The following is a 25961-nucleotide window of genomic DNA, read 5'->3' as shown; positions in this document are numbered from 1 at the left end:
GCCGTCAGAGGGATCGGCATTGGCTTCGTCGACGGTGAGCTATTGCTGCTCAAATCCTGATGCGTTTGTAGCAACCGCTAACCACCAGTTATCACCGCTCCGCGGTTTCCAGACCACGCTTACGCTCGGGGCATTTCGACGGCAGGAGCAGCAAGGTGATGTTGTCGGGCACGACCAGCGCACGCGAGTCATGCCATCCGGCTTGATCGAGCAGCAGTATGGCGTGTGCGCCCGGCGCGACGGCAGCGGATATCTCTGCCAGATGCAGGGTCATTCCTTGCGTATTGCACCTTGGCAGCACGAGGGCGGCACCCTTGCCCTCAGCAGGGCAGATCGCGCCATAGATATAGGCCGATGCCGTACGCTGGTCCTTCGGCGCCGAAGGCCGGGTCCCGCGCCGCGCCCAGCGGCGGGTGATCCCGCTCTTTTGGCCGATCCGCGCCTCGTCCTGCCACCACAACTCTATCGCCGTGCCGCGCGGGAGCCTCGAGCGGATCGCTGCCACTTGGCCGGGGAAGTTTTTTTAAACGTCGGGATGGCGTCCTCCTCCTGGGCATGGTGGCGGGGCCGCGCCGACAGCTTGCGATACCCCATAGTGCGCAACTCCCGGCTCAATGTCTGCTTGCTGATCGCGATCTCGAACGCGTCCCACACCCACTGCGCCAGATCGATCAGCCGCCAGCGCACGACACCGTGCGAGGCCGGGATCGGGCCACTCTCGATGACCTGCGCCAGGGCTCGGCGCTGCGCGTCGTCGAGCAGCCGCACGCCACCCGGCGGCGGCGTATCGATCAGCCCGTCAGGCCCGGCGGCGTTGAACCGCAAGACCCAATCGCGAACCGTCTGGAGACCAACACCGCCAAGCTGCGCTGCAGCGCTGCGCGAGCCACCTTCGTAAATCGTCGCCAGCGCCAGCAGCCGGCGAACCTGGTTCGCGTCCCGGCTCGTGCGCGCCAGCGCCCGCAAACCAGCCCCGGTGAAATCCCCTCGAAGCGCTATCGCCGCTGCCATCGCAAACCTCCCTCGGTTCGCGACCATTGAATCGAACTTCGAGCCGCTTGGGAATCCCCCCTGTGAGTCAGACCTCACAGGATTTGGTATAAGATGTCCTTGGGATGCAAACATGGTATGGGGTTCTGATCGAACATCCGGGCCATCAGGCCTCGCGTCCGCGTACTAACGCAACTCCCACTGGTAGGCAGGGATGATCTCGCCGCGCGGCTGGTATCGCAGCGTCTGCATCGAGCCATCGCGTTTGATTTCCAGCGTCAGCCAGGCCTTCTGGTCGCCCTGCATGGCATCTTGCGAGAAGGGATTGAGAATCTCGTCCCCTTCGCGCAATCCTGCCATCTCGGCATTGGATCCGGCGACCAGCCCACGGACGATCCTGGGTCTGGCCAGCAATGAATCCGGGTCGAAGCCCAGATCGAAACGCCGCAAAGGCTTTTCCACCCGCCGGAACTTCGGCCCGAATGCGTCCGATGGCGGCAACACCACGCCACCCGCCAGCATCGCGTCGAGCCTGGCGATCCCGTCCGCGCCCAGTTCAGCCGCCAGAAGCTTGCGATACAGTGCCTCGTCCATCGGACGTCCCGCGCGACGCTCGGCAAGCATCTTGCGCACGATGTCGTCGATGCTTCGGGCGCTCCCCGAAGCGGATCGGATCGCCGCGTCGGTTGCGGCGAAATAGAGCGAGCCGCGGTCATAGGGGAGGACGCGGATGCGGGTGTCGCGCCAGAACCCCGCGGCGATGTCGTGGTTCGGAACGCCGATCTTGATGTTCGTGTAATAGCGGGCGGCAGTCTCGTTGAGGTCGGCCAGGAATTCGGCGTCGGAGATCAGTCCGGCGCGCCACGGGAGCAGCCGCTGATAATGGACCGCCAGCCCCTCGCCGAACCAGGATCGATTGAGCCCGTCGGGCGCATCCATCGAATCATCGAGCGAATTGACCCAGGCGTGCAACATCTCGTGCGCAAGGAGCGAGCGCAGGTCCTCGGGCGTGGACGTGTCGTTGAAGGTGAAGGCGAAGCTGTCGGTCAGGCCGATGCCGCTACCGGGATTGCGGGTGTTGGTTCGCCCAAACACGCCGAAGCTGGGCGGCATATAGCCGAAGAACGACCCGTAAAACCGGTGCAGCCGCGACGCCCAGTCCATCAGCGACGTCATCTCGAACGGTGGAACGCCTTGCCAGGCGGCAAAGAACCCGTCTGTGTCGGAGCGATAGGTGCCGGGACGGCCGCCCATAAAGTACATCGATGCCAGCTTCGCGACCGAAAGCGCCTCGCGGCTTGTCGCATTGCCCATGCCCAGGCTCGACACGCCGATCCCACCCGCGCCGTAGCCCTTGAAGTCCCAATCAACGCGGGCCAGGCGCATCGTCTCGTCCGCCGGCAGGATCAGGAACGCGTTGCCGGCCGCCGAGAAGCCCCCTCGCTCGGTCCGCATCTCGTATTGCGGCAGGGAAAGCGGCGGGGCCGCGGCATCGATCATCACCCGGTAGCTGACCGTTACCGTACCGCTGACCGCGCGCTGTGCGAGCCAGAAGCGCGTCCGGTTCGATCCGTCCTCCTCGAGATCCTCGACCCGCACGGCGATCTGTCCCTCATCATCGCGAAAGCTGAGACCGGTGACGTCCTTGCCGCTGGTCACCACCGTGTTCGCGACCAGCGGCAGGCGAAACAGCCGCCCCCCGGCTTCCGCCTCCACCTTGTCGGCGACGATCGTCACATCGAGATACGGCACCTGATGCGCGGCATTTGGCGTCCCTGGGGCGAGCGTGATGCGGATCGTCGGTGCGCCATGTGCGGCGACCGGCACAGCGATCACGAGAAGCGGCGCAGCGAGTGTCAGCAGCGTGGATCGTCGAGTGAGCACCTGATCGTCTCCTGAAGTGGATCCCCGGATCTTATCGGCTCATTGGGCAGCCCCTAACGCGCAGGGCCCCGATAAATTGCGCTCGTGCGCATCATCTATGCGCTCCGCGAGAAGTTCCCGCGTCGATGCGTTCGATGCCGGATGAATTGGCTTCGCGCCTGGACCTCACGCAGTCGGCAGCGGCAGGCGATGGGTGCATTTGATCTCGGACAGCGTCGCGGTCGATCGGATGTCCTCGACTCCGGGCAGCCGCAGCAAGGTCCGGAAGGTGAAATTCTGATACCAGGCCATGCTCGGCGCCAACACCTTGAGCATCACGTCCATCTCGCCGAACAGCGTATAGGCCTCGGTAATCTCGGGAGTTTCGTCGACCGCACGCATGAAGCGCTCGCGTCCCTCATCGTTCAGCCGGCCCATCTTTAGCTGGGCGAAGATGTACATGCTCTCGCCGAACTTCTCGCGATCCAGGACCGCGACCTGCCCCTTGATATAACCCTCTTCCTTCAGCCGCTGCATCCGCCGCCAGCAGGGGGACTGCGACAGCCCGACGCGCTCGGCGATCTCGCTCGACGATTCGGAGGCGTCGATTTGCAACCGGTCGAGGATCTTCAGGTCGAGCCGGTCGAGGGATTCCGCCATGTTTATGCGCCTTCTACGAGATTGCCGCATTAAGTACCCGTCAAAACTAGATAGCAACGCAGTTTAAGGCAAGGATTGCCCGGAGATCGGGCTAGGCTGTGTCTCAGACGGAAGGACTGGCAGATGAAACGCGAGCAGCTGACGATCTTCGACAGCGAGGCGGTTCGCGAAAACCTCTCCTATCCCGACTGCATTCGGGTCGTCCGCGATGCGATGATGGCCTTGTCGGCGGGCACCACCCGCCAGCTGCTGCGTACGATGATCTCCCTGGGCTCGGGTCGCACCTTTGCTCAAATGCCCGGAGCGCTCGGCGAGCGCGACATGTTCGGAACAAAGGCCATCAGCGTCTTTGCCGATCCGCACTCGCCGGGCCTCCGACGGCACCGCGGCCTGGTCGTGCTGTTCGAGCCCGATCAGGGCCGGCCGGTCGCGATCGCGGATGCCGAGGAAATCACCCATATCCGAACTGCCGCGGCGACCGCGGTGGCGACCGATGCCCTTGCGCGTCCGGATGCGAAAACGCTGCTGATCGTCGGCACCGGCGGCCAGGCGCACACGCACCTGAAGGCCCTTCCGCTGATTCGCGATTTCAAGCGAGTGCTGATCTGGGGCCGGTCGTTCGACAAGGCGCAGGCGCTTGCGACGGACTATCCTCATCTCGCGGCCGAAGCCGTCGCCGACCTCCCGCTCGCGGCTGCCCAGGCCGATGTGATCTGCACCCTCACCACGTCGGCGACCCCGGTGCTGCTCGGCGAGTGGCTTTCACGCGGCACGCATGTCAACCTGGTCGGATCCAGCGGCCCTGGCCGGGTCGAGGTGGATAGCGCGCTGGTGGCTGCCGGGCGGTATATCGCCGACAGTCGCGCGTCCGCGCTCGACGCCGCCGCCGAGTTTCTCGTCGCCCGCGATGCCGGCCTGATCGACGGCGATCATATCGTAGCGGAAATAGGCGACGTCCTGAACGGGACCGTGCCAGGGCGATGCTCGGACGAAGAGATCACGATCTACAAGTCGCTTGGCCATGCGGTTCAGGATCTTGCCGCTGCCGCCCATCTTTACCGGAGTTCGCGCCGCTGATGTCGTCGTCCCTGCTGCGCGCCGCGCTCGCTTCCACCCTGCTCACCGCCCTCCCCGCCCTCGCCCAGCAGGAACGATACAGCGTCATCTCGAACGGCGAGAAGGTCGGCTTCATCGACGCCGACCAGCAAGGCGACCGCGTCGTGATCCAGTATGATGTGAAGAACAACGGCCGCGGCCCGACGATGCGTGAGACGATCGACCTGGGTTCGGACGGCCTGCCGGTGCGCTGGACGCTGGACGGCAAGGCGACGTTCGGCGGCGAGGTCCATGAGCGTTTCACCCGCGACGGCACTGCCGTGCGATGGACCGATTCCATGGGCGAGAAGCGCGCACGCGCTACCAGCACCGCGCTCTATATCGGCCAGAACGCCAGCCCCTGGGCGCTCGGCCTCTACGCCCGCGCGCTCCTGAAGGATGAAGACGGAAAGATCCCCGCCCTGCCCGGCGGCGAACTCAGCATCGAGAAGCTGGGGCCTGCCACGATCGGCAAGACGCGCTATCAGGCCTATGCGATCAGCGGCATCGACCTGTCGCCCGAACTGATCCTGCTGGATGATAACAACCGGCTGTTCGCGACCCTGGACACCGGCGGCGCGACGGTGCGGGAGGGACATGAATCGGAGGTGCCGGCGCTCACCGAGCTGGCGACGATCCTGACCAGCGTCCGCTATGCCGCACTCCAGAAGCGTTTCGCCCACCGCATCGATGCGCCGGTGCGGATCCGCAATGTCCGCGTGTTCGATTCCGCCAGCGGCACGCTCGGCGAACCGGTCTCGGTGGTGTTCGCGCATGGCCGAATCACCGGGGTCCAGCCGCCCGACGCCCCGACGACGCCGGGAGAGGCGCAGATCGATGGTGCCGGTGGTACGCTGCTCGCCGGGCTGCACGACATGCATGCGCATGTCGGGCTGGAATCCGCCTTGCTCTACATCGCCGCCGGGGTGACCTCGGTACGCGATATGGGCAATCATAATGATTTCCTGCCCGCGCTGATCGACAAGATCGAAAGCGGCGAAGTCGCCGGGCCACGTATCGTGGCCAACGGCTTCCTCGAAGGCCGCAGTCCCTTCTCGGCGCGGCACGGCATCGTGGTGGACAGCGAGGCAGCGGCGATCGACGCGGTGCGATGGTATGCCGCTCGCGGCTATTGGCAGATCAAGGTCTATAACAGCATGAACCCGGCCTGGGTGCCGGCGATCGCGCGGGAGGCCAAGCGGCTCGGCATGGGGCTGACCGGGCACATCCCCGCCTTCACCAATGCCGACGAGATGATCGCCGCGGGCTATGACGAGGTCACCCATGTCAACCAGCTCATGCTCGGATGGGTGCTCGATCCGAAGGAAGACACGCGCACCCCGCTACGCCTGACCGGCATGAAGCGCACCGCCGGGCTCGATCTCGATTCACCGCGCGTGCGCAAGACGATCGATACGATGGTCGCGAGGAAGATCGCGCTCGATCCTACCGCGGTGACGCTGGAACTGCTGATGCTCAGCCGCGATGGAACCCCGAGCCCGGCGGTTGCCAGCTATATCGACCACCTCCCGATCGGGCTCCAGCGCCGCCGCCGCCAGGCGATCGCGCCGATCGCCGGCCCGGATGACGATCGTGCCTATCTCGGCGGCTTCGATACGGTGAAGCGCGTGCTCAAGCGGCTCCACGATCGCGGCATCATCCTCCTGCCGGGCACCGACGACCAGACCGGCCTGTCGGTCCACCGGGAGCTGCAGATCTTCGGCGAGGCGGGCATCCCGACTGCGGATGTGCTGCGCCTCGGCACATTGGTTCCCGAAATCTATATGGGCCGCGATCAGGAGCTAGGCTCGATCGCTCGCGGCAAGCGCGCCGACTTCCTGCTGCTGCCCGGCAATCCGCTCGCGGACCTGCGCGAGCTCCACCGCATCGCGATGGTGGTCAATGACGGCGTGATCTACTTCCCGTCGGAAATCTATCCGGCGTTCGGGGTGAAGCCATTTGCCCAGGCGCCCAAAGTCATATTGCCCGAAGGAGCCGCCCCTTCCAGCGCAGCGGGCCGCGCGAAGGAATAGCGCCCCAAGTTGCCGGAGAGCCCCGCCGCCAAGGGATATCGACAGACGCCCTAGGCGATCTTCGCCACCCTGGCGTGGACCATCCGGAAGATCGCCCCGATCAGGGTCCAGCCGCCGAGCAGCGCATAGGGCCGCCAATCGGCCTTGAACCCGACAAAGACCAGCGCGAGCGCACATAGCGCCCCGGCATAAGCGAGAACGCGCATCTTCGGCTTTGCGAGCTTGAACGCCGCCAGGTCGTAGAGGTCGGGATGTCGCTCGACGACCCGCGCCGCGGACAGGCAGATTGCAGCATATTTGAACAGGTTCGGAATATTGACCGCCAGGAACAGGAAGGTCAGCTCCATCGGCAGGAACAGTCCGGCGCAGCCGATCACGAAGACTGCGAGCAGTGCAATATGCGGCGTCTGCCAGCGCGGGTGGATACGACCCAGCGCCGCCGGCAGCATCCCCGCGCTGCCCATCGCGAACAGGCTGCGGCTGAACATCGCGAACATCGCGTTGAGCGACTTGCCGATCGAGAGCACTGCGGCAAGCACTGCCAGCGGCGTCGCCAGCGGCCCCATGAACGCCTTGGCAGCGTCGAGGATCGGCGCCTCGCTTGCCCCCAGCGCCGGCGCGCCGATGACACCGAGCGCGACGAAACCCACCGCCAGATAGAGCAATGTCGCCGATCCGATCGACAGGGCGATACCCAAAGGGATCGCCCGCCGGCTGTCGGCGACCTCGGCACCCGCCTCAGTCGCGGCCTCGATCCCGAAGAACAGTCCCATCAGCAGCGGAATGGCCGCGATCATGCCGTGCGCGCCGGTGGGGAAGATCGGCGAGAGCCGGGCGACATCGACCGCAGTCGTCCCGCCCCAGGCGACGAACACGGCAAACAGCAGCAACATCGCCCCCAGCAGCCATTTCTGGACCGTGGCGGCGATGTGTACGCCGAACCAGTTGGCGAGCAGTGCCAGCAGCAGCACCGCGAACATCGTCGGCTTCACCGGCAGCGGGACGACCATCGAGGCATAGCGGACCAGAACCAGCGCCAGCACGACCATCGCGCCCATATTGGCGACGATCCGCGCCCAAGCGATGAAGAAGCCGACAGCAGGATGCAGGAACCGGGCAGGCCAGGCGAAAGACGCGCCCGACACGGGCAGCGCCGAACCGAGAAAGGCGTAGCTGACCGCGATCAGGTACATCGGCAGCGCAGCGACCAGGACCGAGACCAGCATCGCCGGCCCTGCAATCGCCGTAGCTGGCGCGATCGCGGAGAAGATCGATACGCCGACAGCCGTGCCCAGGCCCAGCGCGACCACGCCCCACAGGTCGATGCCCTTGGCGAGCGCGGGCTTGTCGATCACTTGCTGCCCTCAAGCACAAAAGCGCGAATGTCACCGACGAAACTGCGCCAACTGGTGTCGTCCGAATAGGCGACATGCCCGGCGGGATAGCGATGATTGACGAACCGATCCGGCGCGAGCGTCGATTGGGCGAACAGATAGTCCGCGGCGCCGATCGTGGTGGTCAGGTCGTACATCCCGCTGCCGACGAACAGCCTCAGCTTCGGCTCGGCAGCCATCGCCGCTTCGAGCTTCGCCATGAACGGCCAGTCGTTGAACGGCGAATCCCCCGCGCCATAGGCCCAGTCACCGGAGAACCGCGCGATCACCTTGTAGCGCTCCGGCGCCTCGACGCCGATCCGGCGAAGCTGATCGATGACCGCCTTTCCGTAGAGATCGGAAACTGCCGAGAACGCGTCGGAGCCGACCACCGGCCCGGCATCGGCGGCGCGAGGCGCGGTGTAGCGCGCATCATAGCGTCCGAGTACCCTTCCCTCTTGGCGTAACAGTTCGACGCGAAACCGCTCTTTCGAGATGCGCAAATCGTTGGCGAGATAGAAGGCGCCTGGAATGCCTGTCAGATTCTCCAGCTTCTCCGCCACGCGACGGCGCTCCCCGTCGGGCAATGCGCGGGCACGATACAAGGCGGCGAGATAGGTCGGACCATATTCCGTGGCCTCGGCCGCACTCGCAGCGGGGTCGCACGGCATGGGACGCTTGCGATGATAGCAGGCCAGCGCCGCGAGCGTGGGGAGCGCGACCGGATAGGTCACGACATTGTCGGGCCGCTGGGATGTCTCGATCATGTTGAGCGCCTGACCGAACAGCAGCACGCCGCGTACCGCCAGTGCCGGATCCTGCGCGCGTAGCGCGTCGACCATCGCCGCGGCGCGGATCGTGCCATAGCTCTCGCCGAGGATAAACAGCGGCGAGCCGGTTCGCCCGTTCGCCGCCAGCCAGGCGCGCACGAGTTGCGCTGCCGCATCGGCATCGCCCTGGACCGACTGGTAGAAGTTCCTGTCTGCACCCGTAGCAATCGACGAGAACCCTGTCCCCGGCGGATCGAGGAAGACTAGGTCCGCGATGTCGAGCAGCGACTGGTCATTGGCAACCACCGGCGCCGCTGCGGGCAGCGGAGCAGCGGGAACCTGCGGCACCTGCGCACGCACCGGCCCCAGTGCGCCCATTTGCAGATAGGCCGATGCCGCCCCGGGCCCGCCGTTGAAGATGAACAGCACCGGGCGCCGCGCATCGACGCCGTGGCGAACATAGGCGATATATCCCGCCGTCGCGTCAGGGCGGCCCGGCTTGCTCGCCACGGGGAACAGCCCGGCCTCCGCGCGATAGGCAACGCGTTTGCCGCCAATCGTCAAATGCTGTTCCGACCGTCCCTCGATCCCGGGCGCCTCCTGCGCCGCGGCGGGCACGACCATCGCCATCAGACACACCGCCAGCCAGCGCGCTGCTCTCGCTCGCATCATCCGCCTCTCTTGCCTGCCTGGAGATCGCGGTAATGGATCAACCCGTCGGTCAGCGCCTGCAACCCGTAATCCACATCCGCCGGTGCGCGGGCGAACCCGATCCGGACATGCCCGGCCGATCCGAAATACTCAGCCGGCGCAACGATGACGCCACAGCGATCGGCCAGCCATTCGGAAAAGCCGATCGTGTCGTCGATCCCGCACAGCCGGGGAAACGCGATACAGCCGAACTGCGGCAGCGTACCCGATACCAGCCCCTCGCCTTGCCAGTGCGCGTGATAGCTCTCGATGATCGGCCTTGCCTTGCGCAGGATCTCGTCGCGATAGCTGTCGAACGGAGCCGGTCGTTCGAGCACCAGCGCCGCCACGGCGTGGGCGAGATTGGAGATGCCGAACTCGGTTTCCTCGGCAAGCGCCCGGATCCGCCTCATCGTTGCGTCCTCTGCAACGATCCAGCCGCATCGCAACGTGCTCAGGCCGTAGGATTTGGTCAGGCTGTTCACGCTGATCACCGCAGGCGACAGCGTCACCCCCGGGCTGGGCCGACGTTCCGGATCGACATAATCTGCATAGACTTCGTCGACGATGACATGGATGCCGCGAGCCTTGGCGAGCCGTGCAACCGCGGCGAGCGTCCCGGGGTCGAGCGCCATGCCGGACGGATTGTGGAGGTTGGACAGCACGATCAGTCTCGTCCGGGGCCCGATCTTCGCCGCAATCTCGTCCGGATCGATCGTAAATTTATCGCCACGCCGCTCGAAACCGTCGACGCTCAATCCGTGAGTATGCGCGATCGTGTGGAAGAGATCGAAACCGGGGGCCTCGACCAGCACATGATCCCCCGGGCCGGCCAGCGCACGGTAGATCAGCGACAGCGCACCGGTCGCGCCGGTGGTGGACAGAATCTGATCGTCGCTTACGCCGTAACGCCGCGCAAGTTGCTGAACGACATAGGGGTTGCCGTTGAACGCACTGGTGTAGCGCGAGGTAGTGGGCTCGGAAAAGCCGTCGAGCACGATCTGGCGCAGCAGTTCGAACGGTTCGGGCACCGAGCTGTCGAAGAGGCTTACCAGCAGCGTTCGCTCGGACCGCACCGCGCGGATCATCTTGCGGATCCACTGCGAATAGGATCCCGACGCCGGGGTGCCAGGCTCCGCCTCGCTCGCCAACGCTGTCAGTACGAAATCGGAGGACTCCGGCCGGGTCATTGCATCCTTTTCCCATTCGAAGCCAGGAACAGGCGGTGCCGCCCGGCACGGGGCCGGGCGGGAAGCCGCATCATTTCAGCTTGATCGTCGCGCCGACGAAGAAGCGCCGGCCCAGAATGTCGCCATAGGCGATCTGGGGGTAGGACGGTTCCTTGTCGGTCAGGTTGTCGATGCCCGCCCGGATCGCGAACTTGCCCATATCGTACAGAGCAGAGACGCTGTGGACGATGTTCGTGGCGAGGATCGGGTTCGGGTTGGTCTCGATCGTCGCATCGTAGCGGGCGCGGGTCCGGCCGAGATAGTCGGCCTGATAGGTCAGCCGCAACGGGCCGTTGTCATAGGCAAGGTTGAACCGTCCCACCCATTCCGGGCTGAGATAGGTATCGTCCTCGCGGATAAAGGTGGTGCCCGTGACCGAACGGGTCAGCAGCGCATTGTGGGTCGCGGTCGCGGTCAGCCGCAGGCGTCCGATATCCCCGCCGAACACATCCCCGAGCGCAAAGCTGTAGTCGATCGTATAGGTTTCGCCGCGATACTTGATCACGCCCGCATTGAACGTGGTCGTGGTGCCGGTCACGATCGTCCCACCGATACTGGTGGCGTCGGGGGCAGCCAGGCGGGTGAAGGCGTTGCACACCGCCGCATTCCGGGTCGGCTCGTCGAAGCACGCTGCGGCGAAATCCTCGGTGGTGAACGGCGACAGCCCATCCTTCAGGTCGATCTGGATACGGTCGGCGCTGAGCGTCAGGCCGGGAACGAAGCGCGGCTGAAACACCACGCCGAACGTCAGCGTATCCGAGATTTCGTTGCGCAGATTCGGATTGCCGCCGCTGACCACCGTGGTGCGGTTGAAATTCTCCGCCGGGCTCTGAAAACGCGCCAGCCGCTGCGCCGCGCTCAACCCGGCGCCAGTGCCGTCGGGATCGACACCATAGCCGGCGTTGGCGGTGAACAGCGCCAAGCAATTCGCGCGTCGCGCCGCCGGATTGGGGCCGGCGTTGATACGATCTGCGTCGCACGGATCAAAGCCGGCGCTTTCCAGCGTGCTGCTGCTCGGTGCGAGCAACTGTGTCAGCGTTGGCGCGCGGAAGTTGCGGCTACGCGAACCGCGCAGCGTCAGCCCCTCGAACACTTCCCAGCGCAGTCCGGCATCCCAGACATTCTCGCTGCCGGCGATCGAGTTGTCGACGAGTCGAAACGCCCCCTTGAACTCGAGCGCCTTGACCAGCGGCAGGGTGAAATCGCGCCCGACCAGCGGGACGATCAGCTCGGCCGACACCTCGTCGGTATTGTAGCTTCCTGATTGGGCGACCTGCCGCGATCCGTCCCCGAAAACGCCGTCGAGATTGGCCTGCAGCGGATTGAAGGACGCCGTCTCGTTGCGATGTTCATAGGCAGCACCGAACTGGACTTCGCCCATCGGAAGCGTGAACAGCGTACCGCCCAGCGTCGCGAGGAGGTCGATCTGCTCGTTGCTCCAGTCGAGCCCGGCGCGGGTGCTCACATAATTGCGCGCCTCGCTGCTGACCGTTCCGCGTCCGAACGGGTTGATCGGTGCACAGCTGGCGTCGTCATTGGCCGTGGTTGCATCGGCGTTGATCGCACAGACCGCGCGACCGCCCGACAGCACCGAGTTGATGGCGTTGTTATAGCGGCTGTTGATCACTTCCCAGCTGCGCTGCCGGCCTTCGACGCGGGCATAGCTGCCGGACAGCGACCAGTAGAAATTGCGGCTGCCGACATCGAAATCGCCGTCAAGCGTCAGCGCTCCGCGCCATGTGTCGGTCGCGTAGGTCTGCACCGGGTCGGGAACGAGATCGTAGAAATATTTCGAGAGGAAGAGCGGCGCGCCGGCGGCGAAGCTGGGCCGTGCCGCGACCAGAGCCGACTTGGCCGCATCGCTGAGAAAGGCGTTGTTGATCGTGAACGCGATCGGCCCGGCATAGCTGCCCGGATTGAGCACGGTGCGGCTGTTGCCCTGGGGGATCTCCCGCCCCTTGGTCTTCGCATAGAGGAGTTCGGCCGAGAGGTTGATGCCGTCGGTCAGCTCGTAGCTCGCCACCGCATTCGCGGTGAAGCGCTCGACACCGGTGCGCAGTCCTGCAAGCTCCTGATAGGGGAATCCGTCGCCGCCAGAGGCGAAGGGTATGCCCTGGATCGCGCCGGTATTGTACGGAACGACCCTGCCGTCGGCGCCGAACTGCAGCGCGCTGCCGGTGCCGTTGCGCAACAGGAAATTGGGCGGCGGCGCGGGCGCGGTGAAGATCACGCCATTGCCGTTGAACGGCCAGAAGCTGGCATTGAAGATTTCGCGCAGCGCCGGGATCCCGTCGCTCGGGCCGGTATCGGCCGGATTCGAAACGGTCAGGCGGCCCAGATTGGACAGCGGACGCGCCGCGAACGTCAGCGTGGGCGTCTTCGACCAGCCCACGTCCACCGCCACATTGCCACGGCCGCCACCGAAGCTGGTGCCGGCGGTGCCGCGCAGGGCATAGGTGGCGTAGTCGCCACGATCCGAAATGCCGGTCTGCGCGTCGAGCTGGAGCCCGGTGAAATCCTTCTTGAGGATATAGTTGACCACGCCTGCGATCGCATCCGAGCCGTATACCGCGGCGCCGCCGCCCTGGTACACCTCGACGCGCTCGAGCAGGCCGAGCGGGACGATATTCGAATCGACCTGAGCATCGCCCACGCCCCCCGGCGCACCGATGCCAGAGCTGCTGGTCACCATGCGGCGCCCGTTGACGAGCGTGAGCGTGCGACCGACCCCAAGCCCGAACAGATTCGGGGACTGGATGCCCGAGCCGCTGGGATCGCCCGACCCGTCGGCCTGATTGAGAACCGGCACGTTCGAGGTCAGGTCGTTGAGCGCGTCCGCGACACTGACATAGCCGCGGTCGACGATCGCCTGCTGCGAAACCTCGACAACCGGCGCGGCATCGGAATTGGCGGCGCGGCGGATGCGGGAGCCGGTCACCACGATCGTCTCTGCGGCTCCAGGCTCGTCCGTCTCGGCCGGAACGCTCTGCGCATAGGCCGAAGAGGCACAGATCGATGCGACCAGCGCAGTCGACGCCATAAGCCTTCGAATGCGTGTCGCGTGGGTACGAATGATCATAGCCTTGGTGCTCCCCGTGCTCGTCCCTGAGGCGGCCGGCTTGTGCGCGGCCCTTCCATCGGCAACCAAGGTAGCGGCGACCACGGAAATAGTGTTGCGTTCGCGCGAAACGAGACCGGCTTCCTGCAACGAAGATGTCGCATTTTAGCTAGAGTGCGGAATTTTTATGCGCCGCCAGCGAGAAATGTAGAAAGCTCGCGGCCGAACCGATCGGTTTCGCGCGGATCCTCATACATCATGTGACCACCCTCATAGCAGCGCAGCACGAAACGCGCGGCCACCGATCCCGGCAATGCTGCCACGGTCGCCTCGTTGCCCGCGCAACTATTGAGCGAGTCGTAGCGGCCGGCGGCAACCCAGGTGCGCAGACCGGCGGCCTTCTCCATCGCCCGAAGCGTCCAGGGTTGCGAAGGGCTCGGCGGCCCCTCCCCCGCCATCGCTCGTGCGAGTGTGTCCTTGGTGATGGGCGACTGGTCATACTGCCATGTGCCGCCAGCATCGCTTTGCGGACCGTCGATGCCCGCATAGGTCCCGTGGCGATAGCGCAGGCTTGCCCGGTAATAGTCGATGACGAGGCGGGCCTCCGCTGTGTCGTCGCCGCTGCCCCCGGTCGTGCGCATGTCGAAGATACCGAGCGTTTTTCCCTCGGCCGCGAGCAATCCGGTGCGGAACTGACGGGGCGATACCCAAAGGGTCGGGATGTCGATGGCCGAAACCGGCAGGCCCTGATATTGCGCGAGCGCAGCGATCACCGCCGTGCGACGCTCGGGTGTGAGCGCGTCGGGATCGGCGAGTGCAGGCGCATAATCTCGCAACCCCCATGCCCGAACCTCGGCCAGCGTCCGCTCGCGATCGGCCTGAAGCTCGGGCGCGAGACGACCCAGCGCGTGCGCGGTCGCGACTCGGCTGTCGAGCGAGAGTGCGCGGATCCGGTTTCTGTCCGGCAGGTCGCCGAGCGGAATCCCGCCGGAGATCAGCGCGATGCCCGCGACTTTGGTCCCGCGATCGATCAGCACCTCTGCCACGCCGGCCGCACGCCACGTCCCGAAACTCTCTCCGACAAGATAGAGCGGCGCATCGCGGCGCCGGTACGTCCTGCGGAAATCGCCGACAAACCCTGCCACCGACGCGATGTCGGCATTGGTGCCATAGAAATCAGCCGCCTGTTCCGGCCTGTGGGCGGTGCTGAAACCGGTCCCGACCGGATCGACGAAGACAAGATCGCTGGTACCGAGCGGGCTGACCCTATTATCGGCGAGCGTGCCGCCTCTGAAGACGCGCGGGCCAAGCGCATGGAAATGGAGCAGCCGCGAATCTGCGCCGGGCCCGCCATTCCATATGAAGCTCAGGGGCCGCGTCCTCTTCGTCGGAACGATATAGGCAGTGTAGAAGATTCGTCCCGTCGTACCCTTGAGGCTGCGCACCGGCAGCGTGCCCGCGCAGGCGACGTATTCGAGATGCTTGCCACCGATCGACGCACTATGCCGCGTCTCGCTTGCGCCGGAGGCGCAGACGCCGGCCGCCTGAGACGCCGGAGCAAACCCGATCAGCAGGGCACAGCTTATGGCCAATCGCAGCATGTCATTCTCCCTGCCACCCAGGATACAGAGGCACTCCCGGCATTTTTATGCGCAATCCCTCGCTGCAAGCCACAGGCTCTGACCAACCGGGCCGCCGAACGACCCGTAAAATGGCGAGACCTATTCGTCGACGCCGCGCTAAGCTTGTTATCGATGCAGGAGGTCGGATGACGTCACGGGGCAAGGGGATGACGCGGCGCGGCGTGCTGGCCGGCGCAGGCGCGATGCCGGTCGCCGCGCAGGCGGCACGACTGGAGGTCCGCGCGACGCTGCCCGACAAGGCCGCCTTCGCCCCGATGGCGGGAACCTATCTCGATTCCGGGACGATGCATCCGATCCCGCTTGGCGCGCGAGCGGCGGTGCAGCGCTATCTCGACCAGCGCACCAGCATGGATGACCACTATCCGACCGACGACGTCGAGGCCCGGGTAAAGGCCAATTTCGCGCGCCTGATCAACGCCGCGCCCGAGGAACTCGCCTTCGTCCAGAGCACGACCGCCGGCGAGCAACTGGTGATCGAGGCGCTGGACCTGCCGCGCGCTGGCGGCCGGATCGTCACCGACACGCTGCACTTCTTCGGCTCCTTCTATCTGTATGAGGAACTGGCAAAACGCGGCATGGACCTCGCCTGGCTGCGCCCCGAAGGCGGCAGGATCGCCGTCGAGGCTTTCGAAAAGGCGATCACCCCGGGGACGCGACTGGTCTCGCTCTCGCTGGTCTCGACCTATAATGGCTTCGAGCATGATCTGGCACGAGTGTGCGAGATCGCCCATGCGCGCGGGGCTTTGGTCTATGCCGATATCATCCATGCCGCCGGCACCATCCCGATCGACGTCCGGGTGAGCGGCGTCGATTTTGCCGCCACCGCCAGCTACAAATGGCTGATGGGCGATTTCGGACTGGGCTTCCTGTATGTCCGCGCCGATCTGCGCGATAGGCTGAAGCGCACTCGCTTCGGCTATTATCAACTCGCCGGCTTCACCCCCCACGTCTATCCTTTCGACGCTCCCGGGACGACGATCGCGGATACCAAGCCGCGCAATGACATGGAGGGGCTGTTCGCCGGCGGTACGCGCTCGCACGCGGTGCTTGCCCAGCTCGACTGGTCGCTCGATTATCTGCTCAAGCTCGGCGTCGCGCGGATGACCGAGCATCGCCAGCCCTTGCTCGCCCGGCTCCGCCAGGGCCTGGCCGGCAAGGGGTATGCCATCGTCACGCCCGAGGGCAGCCGAACCCCCTTGGTGACCTGCGCGCTCGAAGGCGCCTATGCCAGGCTCGCAGACCCGCTGAAGGCCGCGAAGGTCCAGATCACCCTCTCGCGCAACCGCTTCCGTGTCTGCCCGTCGGTGTTCAACGACGCGGCCGATATCGATCGCCTGATCGCGGCATTGCCGCCTGCCTGATCCGAAGGACACATGATGCGTCTGCTCGCGCTTTTCGGCCTCCCCCTCGCCCTTTTGCCGCTGCCTGCCCAGGCCCAGGATGGCGAGGCGCCGATGTCACCCGCCTTCCTGCGGGCGATGGAGCCGATGGTCGAGCGCGACACCGCGACGAGCCGCATCGTCACCACCCGGCACAGTGTCCGCATTGGCGGCAAGCCGATACCCTATCAGGCGATCGTTTCCGAGCTGCCGATGCCCGGGCCGGACGGCGCCCCGGTCGCGGTGGGCGTCAGCTACGCCTATGTCGCGCAAGGGCAGCGAGATCCCGCCAGACGACCGATCCTGTTCGTGTTCAACGGCGGCCCGGGCGCCTCGTCCTCACCGCTGCACATGCAGGCACTGGGCCCGCGTCGACTGGTCGGCAAAGGTGACGCGTTGCGCCTGGAGGATAATCGCTTCAGCCTGCTCGATGTCGCCGACCTGGTGTTCATCGATCCGGTCGGCACCGGCGCGAGCATGCCGATCAAGGGGAAGGATGCGTCCGGCTATTGGGGCGTCGGCGGGGATGCCCGCGGCGTCTCGCTGATGATCGACGCCTGGGTGCGGGCGAACGGCCGGATCGGCTCCCCGCGGATCCTGGTGGGCGAGAGCTATGGCACTGCGCGCGCCGTTGCGATCCTCAATGAGGACGCCAAGGCCGGGAAGCCGCTGCCCGACGGGGTTGTTCTGCTGTCGCTCTCGCTGGGAGACAGCGATGGCCCGGTCCTGTCGGAAGTGACCACCTTCCCGACCTATGCCGCCGTTGCCTGGTATCATCAGGCAATCGACCGGAAAGGTCGCAGCGTAGCGCAGCATTATGCCGAAGCACTGGCATTTGCGCAGACCGACTATGCCTCCGCCCTGATGCGCGGTCCAAGTCTCCCCGCCGCCGAACGCCGCCGCATCGCCGGGCGTATGGCCGAGCTGATCGGCATCCCCGCCGCGACGATCGAGGCCGAGAATCTGCGGCTCGGGAAATATGACTTCATGCTCGGTCTGCTTGGCGGGAAGGGACTGCGTACCGGACAGCTCGATGCGCGCGCGACCCGGGCAATCGCCGACTCCCGGTTGCGTCCGCCGTTCGACGACCCGTCGATGTCCCTCGGCTCCGGCTCGAGCGCCGCGATCGAGGCCTATCTGAGAGACGAACTCGGCTATGCCCTGCCCAGCGCCTATCGCAGCCTCAACCTCGGCATCAACTTCAAGTGGAACTGGGACAAGGATTATGGCGGCAGCTATCGCGCCATGTCGTTCGCACCTTATTTGAAGACGGCGATGGATGCCAAGGCGACGATGAAGCTGTTCGCCGGCGGGGCCTATTACGACATCACTACGCCGTTATACGCGGGACAGTTCGCGCTGGAACAGGCAGGCATCCCAGCTGAACGCACCACCTACGGACGCTACACCGCCGGGCACTCGGTGTTCGAGGACGAGGGTGAACTCGCCAAGCTCAGCGAGGAGCTGCACAAGTTCGTACGCGACGTCTCGGTCTCTCATTAGTCGTCCGGACCAGATCGTCCGAGTTGCGCGCGGACATGGCGCCCGCCAGGATCGGGTATCAAACTGCCGCGCTTCCCGGATGAAAACCGATATTGAAGGCATTCTTCCGGTGCACTGCTGCACGTCACGTCCCGGCGGCGGCGATCATCGTCAGGCTCGCCTCGACGATCCCGTCCTCGGCGCAGCCCGGCTTCAGGCGCGAGCCGATGACCTGGAAGGTCAGATAGGGGCTCGCCGCGTTCGAATAGATATAGCCCGAGTTCGACCAGCCATTGGCGAGGCTGGTCATCATCAGGTTCGCGACCGGCGCCTCCCGCTTCAGGCGGAGCGCGATCTCGCTATAGACCTCGCCGTTGACCGTGCTGATGTAGACGTCGCCGATCCGCAGCATGCCGACCCGGATCTCGACGGGGGCGCCATCGGCATAGGGCGGCAACGCGCCTTCCCGGACCGGGTCGTCGCGATCCTGCCGGTCGCGGCCCGGACACCGGACCAGCGTCGATGCCCCGCGGATGACCGCGCGGTCCCGCCGCGACGAAATCCGGTAGCGCATGAGGTCGATGGCGGTTTCGCCGAGGATGGTTCCGGTCGCCGAAACCAGCTCGCCCACCTCGTCGACGGCGGTCCGGTAGGCGGTGTTTCGGTCGGCCGGGACGGGCGCGCCCAGCGCGGCGAAGCGGCGGCGCATCACGTCGGCACCCTCTGCGCCCGGCTGCCACGGGCGCGGTGCGGTCAGTCGCATGTCATCGGCGTCTGGCGACCCCGTCCGCGTCCGGCTCAACTTGTTCATCGGCCGCATCAGGCGGGGATTCTGGTCCCCCGATGCGCCCTGCGCGAAGATCGCAACGGTCGCCGGGCCATAGCGGCGCTCGATATAGCGCGACGCCTCGCCGGCGAAGTCGCCGCTCACCACGCCCGCCATGTTGAAGTGGATCGGGTGCATCGCATAGTTGAGATAGACGCCGATCGGCAGGTCGTCGGCGCCCAGGATCTCCAGCACCGACAGTGTCTTGTCCGAAACGCCCGCCGGATTGGGGCCCTGCACCCAGCGCCCCTTCTCGAACAGGTCGCGATTGACGTTCAGATCGATCCGGGTCGTGCCATATCCGATCCGGGCGGGACGCAGCGCGGCCCGGGCGTCGGTCACCGCCTTGACGATCGACTCCGTCAGTAGCGCCGCATCCGGCCTGGACGACCGCATCGGCCCGGCGCTGCTGCTGTGCGTATGGGTCGCGGACACCACGAAATTCCCCGCATCGCATCCGGTCGCCTTCGACGCGCGCCGAATTGCGCCCTGGGCGATCTCGTCGCCGATCCCGACCGCATCGACGCCGACCAGCACGGCGCAGCTCGTTCCGCTCGCGATGACGATGGCCCGCACGAACAGGCGGTCGCGCAGCACATCGCCCGGCCCGAGCGAAGATGCGGCAGGGGTGATGTCGACCTTCGCGGCCCCGGCGGTTACCCTGTCGCCCTGGGCATGCGCAGCCGGAACGAGCGACGACAGCGCCAGCGCCGCCGTCATTACGATGCGTGACGATGCCATTTTCAGTCCTTTGATCAGATAGATGCGCCGGAGCCGCCAGCGAAGGATCCGACAGGCAGGGCGTTGCGCGGGCGGCATGAACCGCCCGCGCTCCCCCTTTATCTGCGCGCGCCCGGCAACAGGTCGCCATATTTCTTCTCGAGCTCGCGGGTGAATGCGTCGCGCTGGCGCAGCGCTTCGAGCGCGCCGTTCACGTCGAATGCGGCGACCTGCGCCGCGATATAGTCGGCACCCTGGCGCCCCCATTCTGCGCGCTGCGCCTCGGTGACCGGAGTGACCCAGCCGCCATGTTCGGACGGGTCAGCATAGAAGCTGCCGGCGGGCGTCCCGTTATAGGGCGGCACGAAACGCGACAGGCCGCTGGGATCCTTCCTGAACTCGTGCTTCGGCTGGCTCAGCCCGATCGGCATGTCGTCCAGGCGACCGGCGATCTGATAGGCGCCATAGGCGAGCAACCTGAAATTGCCGGGTCCGGCATCCGCAGCGGGTGGGGCGGCCCCCTGCCCGCCCATCGCCTGCGCCGGCGGGGCCATCGGCGACCGCGATCCCGATCCGGGCGGCCCGACCAGGCTGGTCGACATCCACAGGACCGGGACGTGCAGTTCGTCATAGGTCTCGCGCACCAGCGGCAGCATCGTATTGCCCGACGGACCGTGCGCGGTCAGGAACACGATGCGGCGGAATCCCTGGCGGATCAGCGAGCGGGTCAATGCCTTCAGATAGGGCAGGCTTTCCGACGTCGAGACATAGACCGTCGCCGGGCTGGTCGTCGTGCCGCCCGGATAGAAATAGGCAAGATAGGGCAGGACAAGTCCGTCGGACTTCTCGGCGAGCTTCATCGCATAGGCGAGCGGAATGACATATTCGACGTCGGTCGGGTTGCCGCCATTGACCTCGGTGGGGCCGACCGGGACGAAGATGGTGTCGTTGCGCTTCAGATATTCGGCGACCTCGTAGCCGGTGAGGCTCGTGAGCAGGCGCGTCCGCATCTTGGCAACGGGCTTGTCGGTGCCCGCCTGTGCGGACGCGGTGTTCGTGGCGAGCGGCGACGCAAGCGCGATGCACAGCCCGGCCAATGCCAGCAGTGCCGTTCGACCCGACGATATCATCCTCATGCTCATTTCCTCCCTGGTTGCGACGTGTCCGGCAGCAGGCGGCACAGGTCGCCGCGCAGATCGGAGGCGGGCTGCACGTCCTGCGGAAAGGCCGAGGAGAAACGGACATAGTCCGGTCTCGCGCTCGTGAAGCCGGGCCAGTCGGGCAGGCCCGCACCATTGGGATTGCCGGTCCTCGCGAAGTTGGCCCAGTAGCGCGTCATCAGCGCCGAGAGCCGCCGGTCCGCATCTCCGTAGTTCGCGGCCGCGAAGCCGGTCGGCGACAGCGTGCCGAACACATAGGGGACCTCGGCGGAATGCGCGGCGCCCAGATGCTCGCGGCCGGGGACGAACTGTTCGAACTGATAGTGCCAGATCGGCGCGCCCAGACCTGCCGCAATCCGTGCGATCTCGACGGCGCCGCAGCGAAAGCTGACATCCGTCGCGAATTGCTCGGCAGGCGTGCCCAGCAGCGGGTCGGCGGTTCCGGCGCGTCCCTCGGCGATGCCGTAATATCGCAGAGCCTTGCCAGCGTTCGGCCCGAAGGCCCTTGCAATCTCCGATCCGAGCGTCGCCGCATCCGGCGTGCCCAGTCCCTCGCGCGAATTGCTTCCGATCAACAGCGCAAGTGGCTTGCCCGATCGAGCCTTCAACCCGCTCGCGGGATCATGCGTCAGCACATGGCCGTCGATGGCGGGCCCGAAGCGCGCGATGTCGCGCGGGGCATGGTCGACAAGCGCCAGGACCCCCGCCTTGTCCAGGCCGCGCAATGCGGCGATGCCCTGCGGCCCGGCCAGTGCGACCCCGCGCTTCTCCGCCTCGGCGATCGTCACCGGGGCGATGGCCTGGCGTGCCGCGCCGCTCTGGACGATCGCCCTGACGAACAGCCCGCGCGTAAGGGGCGACACCATCAGGTCGAGCACACTGGCACCGCCGGCGGACTGGCCCATGAGGGTGACGTTCGACGGGTCGCCGCCGAATGACGCGATATTCGCCTGCACCCAACGCAGCGCGGCGATCTGGTCCTCCAGGCCGAAATTGCCCGAAGACCTGTTTCGGGATTCGGCGGTCAGGTCGGGATGTGCGAGAAAGCCGAAGACGCCCAGCCGATAGTTGATCGTGACGACGACCACGCCTTCCGCCGCGAACCTCGCGCCGTCATAGGTGGGGCTGGTGCCGGACCCGTTCACGAACCCGCCGCCATGGATCCAGACGATCACCGGGCGCCTGGCACCGCCGGTCTGGCGGGGCGTCCAGACGTTGAGGTAGAGGCAGTCTTCGCGACTGAGATCGGACAATTGGGTCATGCCGCGCAGCGGCGCCTGCGCACAGGGCGGCCCGAACGTGTCGGCGGAGCGGATGCCCGACCAGGGGGCAACCCGTTGCGGCGAGCGCCAGCGCAGCGGTCCGGTGGGTGGGGCCGCGTAGGGAATGCCCTTGAACACGGTTCCCGAACCGGTCGAGACACCCGCCACCACACCGGCCGTCGTGCGAACCCGGGCTTCGTCCTCGTCACGGGCACATGCCGGATCCGCCGTGACGGCGGCCAGCATCATCCACGCGGCAACCGCCGCATGGCCGGAAAGCCAGTGCTTCATCGTCCTGCTCCGTCCTGTTGCGGACCGGGCGGTGGCTACCGCCCGGTCCCGAGATGCACGCCGGAGATCAGAAGGCGAGGCGAACCCCGACCCGGAAGGAACGGCCGAGCAGATCGTAATAGGCGTTGTTGTTGATCGCCGGCAGCGGCGGATCCTGGTTCAGCAGGTTGTTGATCGTGAAGTAAACTTCGTTGCGCTTCTGCGGCGTCCCCAGATTGTAGCTCGCGCTGAGGTTCACATAGCCGATCGCCGGGATGACGTTGTTGCTGATGCTGTTGACCAGCGTCGGGCTGTAATCGGGATCGTCCGGGCCGATCTGGGCATTGTTCTGGTGGCTGCGGCTGATCCAGCGATACTGGACGCTGGTTTCGAACCGGCTGCCACGATAGGCGATCGTGGAATTGACCAACCAGCTTGGCAGTCCGGCCGATCCCCCGAACAGCGCGCCGGTCTGGCCCGCGCGGTTCACGCCGTCCGGGAACAGCAGCGAGACGTCGAAGGTCGACTTGTATTCCTGCACATGCGTCGCCAGCACGTTGAAGGTCAGCCGGCCGTTCGCGCCGGAGAAGATCTCGTCGAGCGGCTGGACATAGGACAGACCCAGATCGATGCCGCGGGTCTTGAACTCGGCGAAGTTCGCGTTGTTCGACACCACGCTCAGGATGGCACCGTTGGTCCGGTCGTTGTTGGCGAAGGTGATCAGCGAGCAGAAGGGGCTCGACGGGTCGGCGACGCCGGTCCCGATGCAGTTGCTGATGATCGTGCCTGCCCCGGTCGCACCGATCGCGTCCGAAATCCTGATGCGATAGAAATCGACGGATGCCTGCAGGCGGCTCAGGAAGCGCGGGTTGAGCACCACGCCGAAGGCGGTGGTGCGACCGATTTCCGGCGTCAGGCCGACATTGCCGCCCGTGACCGCATCATAGGCATAGGCGGGTGACGATGCGAAGGCCGGGCGGGGATCCGCGACGATCGGGCGGGGAACGGTGTTGACCGATGCGGTGAAGAGTTCGGGCAGGCTGGGCGCGCGGATGTCGCGCGACAGCGTCCCGCGGAACATCACGTCCGGAATCGGCTTCCAGGTCAGGCCGCCCTTCCACGTGTTCACGCTTCCCGACACGCTATAGTCGGTGTAGCGGAACGCTCCGTTGAACTCGAGCGACCCGGCAAAGGAGTCGCTGGCCATCAACGGAACGATCGTCTCGAAATAGGCTTCCTTCACCGACTGGCCGGCCTTGGCGAAGTTGCGCGGCGTGCGCGCCATGAACAGGCCGGCCTGGCTCCGCTCGTCGACGACGGTTTCGAAGGTCTCCCGGCGATATTCGACGCCCACGCCGACCGAAACCGGCCCCGCCCACAGCGAGAAGGGTTCGCCGTTCAGATTGGCGGCCGCCTCGAACAAGGTGGTGGTGGCAACCGCATCGGTCGTGCCGAAGGCATAGTTATAGGCCTCGGGCGTATAGCTGGCGCGACCCAGGATATTGATCGGCTGGCAGCCCGCCGCGCGGGCCGTGGCGTTTGCGCACACGATCTGGCCGTTCAGCGTCACCGCGTTGATCGCGTTCTGGAAATTGGCCGTCAGCGCCACGTTGCTCTGGACCTGGCGGCTGCGGTTGCGGCCATATTGGACGCTCACGTCCCACTTCCACCGATCGGCAAGCTCGCCCTTCAGGCCGCCGGAAAAGCTGTAGGTCTGGCTCGTCGTCGTGATGACGGGAGGGCCGAAATCATTCCCCAGATACCCGATGGTCAGACCACCGGCCGGGACCAGCGCCAGCTGCTCCGGCGTCAGCGCCGCCTGGAGATAGGGGTTGTTGCGACCGATGTTGAGGAACGAGGTCGTGCCGCCCGTGGCGGCGCGGATCTGGGCGCTGATATTCTGGGTGCGGACGTTCGAATACAGGCCCTGCGCCCAGATCTCGACGCCGTCGCTGATGTCGTATTTGACATGACCGAGGAAATTGTACCGCCGCGACTGGCCGCGCAGCACCTGATACGGGTTCACGTTCGTGCCCCCGACCATGTTGGTCCCGATCTGCCCCTGGTACAGCCCTGCATCGAACGGGGCGGTGGTGACGGTTCCGTTCGGCCCGACGACGAACTGGAGGTTGCGGAGCGCCGCGGGGTTGCTTGCCACGTTCGGCGCGATCAGCCCGCCCGTGGTCAGCGTCCCGAAGATCACATCGTCGGTGACCAGGTTCGCGGGAAGTCCGGCGGGGCGGCTGCCGCTCAGCGCGACGGTGCTGACGTTGCGCCGACCCCAGTCACGCTCGTCGTTGAACAGGCCGGTTCCGTCATTCTGGCTGAATTCGCCGGCGACGACGACATGGCCGCGGCCGCCGGCAAAGGGCGTTCCGCCGGCAAGCGCCAGGAATACGTCGCCCGCATCGCCATATTGCGTCATGCCGCCCTGGGCGGTGGCCCGAACGCCGGTCAGCGTCGTGTTGAGCTGCAGGTTCACGACGCCGGCGATGGCGTCCGACCCATAGGCGGCCGAGGCGCCGCCGGTCACCACATCGGCACGCGCGATCAGGGCGGACGGGATCAGGTTGAGATCGGTTGCCCCGGCAACGGTCGAGCCGGGAAGGTTGACCGCGGGCAGGCGCATGCGATCCACGAGCACCAGCGTGCGCGTCGGCGTCAGCCCGCGAAGATCGACATTGTTGCCGCCGACATTGCCGATACCGCCGCTCTCCGGCGCCTGGGTGCGGCGGAACGAGGGAAGCTCGTTCAGGACATCGGCCACGTTGACGGTTGCGCGGTCCCGGAACGTCTCCGCGCTGACCACCACCGTCGGGGTCGGCGCGACGAAGCCGCTTCGCTCGATGCGGGACCCGGTCACGATGATGTCGTTGGCGCCGTCGATCACCTCCTGCGACGATCCGTCCTGGGGAACGTCAGGTGCCGCAGTCACGGTCGATCCGGCGGGGGCGGGCGCGCCCTGCCCGGGCGCGTCCTGCGCAGCCGCGGAAGGGACCATTGCTACGGTGATGGCACTGGTTGCCAGCAGGTAGCACGCATAGGACGAAAAAAGCCGGATCATCGCTCCCCTTCCAAATCAGTCGCATTGTGGCGATCTAGGTAATTGGCTTGACCAACATCATAAGCTGGCATCGGTCCAACACATAATATTGATCCACTTCCATCAATCCTATTGCTGGATCAGCCAATACCCGCGGAAATGCGTCACTTTCGGCACGCGTTCCTAGCCAGTACAACGCTCTGGTCATACCACGCCGCGTGCCGGTTCAGCGGATTGGACCATGTCCGGCCACGCGAACGGCACCGCACCCATCGATACCATCGATCATCACGCAGCTATTTTATCGATTCACATGTCGCCCGCAGCTCTGCTAACCCGAGCATCAACACGCAGCGGACCGGTGGTCTTACCACCCGGACGTGGACAGACGGCGATCCACGGCTCGCCCCGCTGC

At 65.9% G+C, this 25961-nt stretch carries 15 protein-coding genes and 1 pseudogene; 4 read left to right on the top strand and 12 right to left on the bottom strand.

Annotated features, from left to right (window positions below; all coding sequences use genetic code 11):
• Positions 1-124: 124 nt before the first annotated feature.
• From TPR58_RS07705 to TPR58_RS07695, 3 genes and pseudogenes are all read right to left on the bottom strand, one after another.
• Positions 125-1038 (bottom strand): annotated as a pseudogene (locus tag TPR58_RS07705) (IS630 family transposase); the annotation flags it as partial.
• A gap of 138 nt (positions 1039-1176) precedes the next feature.
• Entirely contained in the window at positions 1177-2874 is a 1698-nt protein-coding gene (locus TPR58_RS07700) for a M61 family metallopeptidase (protein WP_346246039.1), read from the bottom strand.
• 165 nt (positions 2875-3039) lie between these two features.
• A complete protein-coding gene (locus TPR58_RS07695; protein WP_346246038.1) occupies positions 3040-3513 on the bottom strand; it encodes an Lrp/AsnC family transcriptional regulator in 474 nt (157 codons plus the stop codon).
• 123 nt (positions 3514-3636) lie between these two features.
• Here TPR58_RS07695 and TPR58_RS07690 point away from each other — a divergent pair, with 123 nt between their 5' ends.
• Both TPR58_RS07690 and TPR58_RS07685 read left to right on the top strand, forming a co-directional pair.
• Entirely contained in the window at positions 3637-4590 is a 954-nt protein-coding gene (locus tag TPR58_RS07690) for an ornithine cyclodeaminase family protein (protein ID WP_346246037.1), read from the top strand.
• Complete coding sequence (locus TPR58_RS07685; protein WP_346246036.1) at positions 4590-6641, top strand: amidohydrolase family protein; 2052 nt, start codon at positions 4590-4592, stop codon at positions 6639-6641. The genes TPR58_RS07690 and TPR58_RS07685 overlap by 1 nt, the downstream gene beginning before the upstream one ends.
• 50 nt (positions 6642-6691) lie before the next feature.
• On the opposite strand, the gene TPR58_RS07680 is transcribed toward TPR58_RS07685, so the two are convergent.
• The 5 genes from TPR58_RS07680 to TPR58_RS07660 form a co-directional block, all read right to left on the bottom strand.
• On the bottom strand, positions 6692-7996 hold the full coding sequence (locus TPR58_RS07680; protein ID WP_346246035.1) for an APC family permease: 1305 nt from the start codon (positions 7994-7996) through the stop codon (positions 6692-6694).
• Positions 7993-9453 carry a S10 family serine carboxypeptidase-like protein gene (locus TPR58_RS07675; RefSeq protein WP_346246034.1) on the bottom strand — a complete coding sequence of 487 codons (1461 nt, stop codon included), beginning with the start codon at positions 9451-9453 and terminating at the stop codon, positions 7993-7995. The genes TPR58_RS07680 and TPR58_RS07675 overlap by 4 nt, the downstream gene beginning before the upstream one ends.
• On the bottom strand, positions 9453-10664 hold the full coding sequence (locus tag TPR58_RS07670; protein WP_346246033.1) for a pyridoxal phosphate-dependent aminotransferase: 1212 nt from the start codon (positions 10662-10664) through the stop codon (positions 9453-9455). The genes TPR58_RS07675 and TPR58_RS07670 overlap by 1 nt, the downstream gene beginning before the upstream one ends.
• 70 nt (positions 10665-10734) lie before the next feature.
• On the bottom strand, positions 10735-13743 hold the full coding sequence (locus TPR58_RS07665; protein ID WP_346246032.1) for a TonB-dependent receptor domain-containing protein: 3009 nt from the start codon (positions 13741-13743) through the stop codon (positions 10735-10737).
• 203 nt (positions 13744-13946) lie between these two features.
• A complete protein-coding gene (locus tag TPR58_RS07660) occupies positions 13947-15362 on the bottom strand; it encodes a S10 family serine carboxypeptidase-like protein (protein WP_346246031.1) in 1416 nt (471 codons plus the stop codon).
• Between the two features lie 167 nt (positions 15363-15529).
• Here TPR58_RS07660 and TPR58_RS07655 point away from each other — a divergent pair, with 167 nt between their 5' ends.
• A complete protein-coding gene (locus tag TPR58_RS07655; protein ID WP_346246030.1) occupies positions 15530-16765 on the top strand; it encodes an aminotransferase class V-fold PLP-dependent enzyme in 1236 nt (411 codons plus the stop codon).
• A gap of 15 nt (positions 16766-16780) precedes the next feature.
• Positions 16781-18286, top strand: a complete 1506-nt coding sequence (locus TPR58_RS07650) for a S10 family serine carboxypeptidase-like protein (protein WP_346246029.1) — start codon at positions 16781-16783, stop codon at positions 18284-18286.
• A gap of 124 nt (positions 18287-18410) precedes the next feature.
• On the opposite strand, the gene TPR58_RS07645 is transcribed toward TPR58_RS07650, so the two are convergent.
• The 4 genes from TPR58_RS07645 to TPR58_RS07630 form a co-directional block, all read right to left on the bottom strand.
• The gene (locus TPR58_RS07645) at positions 18411-19832 is read right to left on the bottom strand and encodes a neutral/alkaline non-lysosomal ceramidase N-terminal domain-containing protein (protein ID WP_346246028.1); all 1422 of its coding nucleotides are present in this window, start codon (positions 19830-19832) and stop codon (positions 18411-18413) included.
• 98 nt (positions 19833-19930) lie between these two features.
• The gene (locus TPR58_RS07640; protein ID WP_346246027.1) at positions 19931-20947 is read right to left on the bottom strand and encodes a creatininase family protein; all 1017 of its coding nucleotides are present in this window, start codon (positions 20945-20947) and stop codon (positions 19931-19933) included.
• Positions 20948-20949: 2 nt separating this feature from the next.
• Entirely contained in the window at positions 20950-22524 is a 1575-nt protein-coding gene (locus TPR58_RS07635; RefSeq protein WP_346246026.1) for a carboxylesterase/lipase family protein, read from the bottom strand.
• Between the two features lie 67 nt (positions 22525-22591).
• Positions 22592-25567, bottom strand: coding sequence for a TonB-dependent receptor plug domain-containing protein (locus TPR58_RS07630; RefSeq protein WP_346246025.1), 2976 nt, complete (start codon positions 25565-25567; stop codon positions 22592-22594).
• Positions 25568-25961 lie beyond the last annotated feature (394 nt).

The organism is Sphingomonas rustica (assembly GCF_039652585.1).
Lineage (GTDB): Bacteria > Pseudomonadota > Alphaproteobacteria > Sphingomonadales > Sphingomonadaceae > Sphingomonas > Sphingomonas rustica.
Note: the sequence above shows the minus strand (reverse complement) of the source record. Positions and strands in the feature narration are given on the sequence as shown.

What these genes read in the sequence shown, in the direction of transcription:
- TPR58_RS07695 (WP_346246038.1), bottom strand. Translation starts at nt 3,513, where the DNA reads ATGGCGGAATCCCTCGACCGGCTCGACCTGAAGATCCTCGACCGGTTG.
- TPR58_RS07690 (WP_346246037.1), top strand. Translation starts at nt 3,637, where the DNA reads ATGAAACGCGAGCAGCTGACGATCTTCGACAGCGAGGCGGTTCGCGAA.
- TPR58_RS07685 (WP_346246036.1), top strand. Translation starts at nt 4,590, where the DNA reads ATGTCGTCGTCCCTGCTGCGCGCCGCGCTCGCTTCCACCCTGCTCACC.
- TPR58_RS07675 (WP_346246034.1), bottom strand. Translation starts at nt 9,453, where the DNA reads ATGCGAGCGAGAGCAGCGCGCTGGCTGGCGGTGTGTCTGATGGCGATG.
- TPR58_RS07670 (WP_346246033.1), bottom strand. Translation starts at nt 10,664, where the DNA reads ATGACCCGGCCGGAGTCCTCCGATTTCGTACTGACAGCGTTGGCGAGC.
- TPR58_RS07665 (WP_346246032.1), bottom strand. Translation starts at nt 13,743, where the DNA reads ATGGCGTCGACTGCGCTGGTCGCATCGATCTGTGCCTCTTCGGCCTAT.
- TPR58_RS07660 (WP_346246031.1), bottom strand. Translation starts at nt 15,362, where the DNA reads ATGCTGCGATTGGCCATAAGCTGTGCCCTGCTGATCGGGTTTGCTCCG.
- TPR58_RS07655 (WP_346246030.1), top strand. Translation starts at nt 15,530, where the DNA reads ATGACGTCACGGGGCAAGGGGATGACGCGGCGCGGCGTGCTGGCCGGC.
- TPR58_RS07650 (WP_346246029.1), top strand. Translation starts at nt 16,781, where the DNA reads ATGCGTCTGCTCGCGCTTTTCGGCCTCCCCCTCGCCCTTTTGCCGCTG.
- TPR58_RS07645 (WP_346246028.1), bottom strand. Translation starts at nt 19,832, where the DNA reads ATGGCATCGTCACGCATCGTAATGACGGCGGCGCTGGCGCTGTCGTCG.
- TPR58_RS07640 (WP_346246027.1), bottom strand. Translation starts at nt 20,947, where the DNA reads ATGAGGATGATATCGTCGGGTCGAACGGCACTGCTGGCATTGGCCGGG.
- TPR58_RS07635 (WP_346246026.1), bottom strand. Translation starts at nt 22,524, where the DNA reads ATGAAGCACTGGCTTTCCGGCCATGCGGCGGTTGCCGCGTGGATGATG.
- TPR58_RS07630 (WP_346246025.1), bottom strand. Translation starts at nt 25,567, where the DNA reads ATGATCCGGCTTTTTTCGTCCTATGCGTGCTACCTGCTGGCAACCAGT.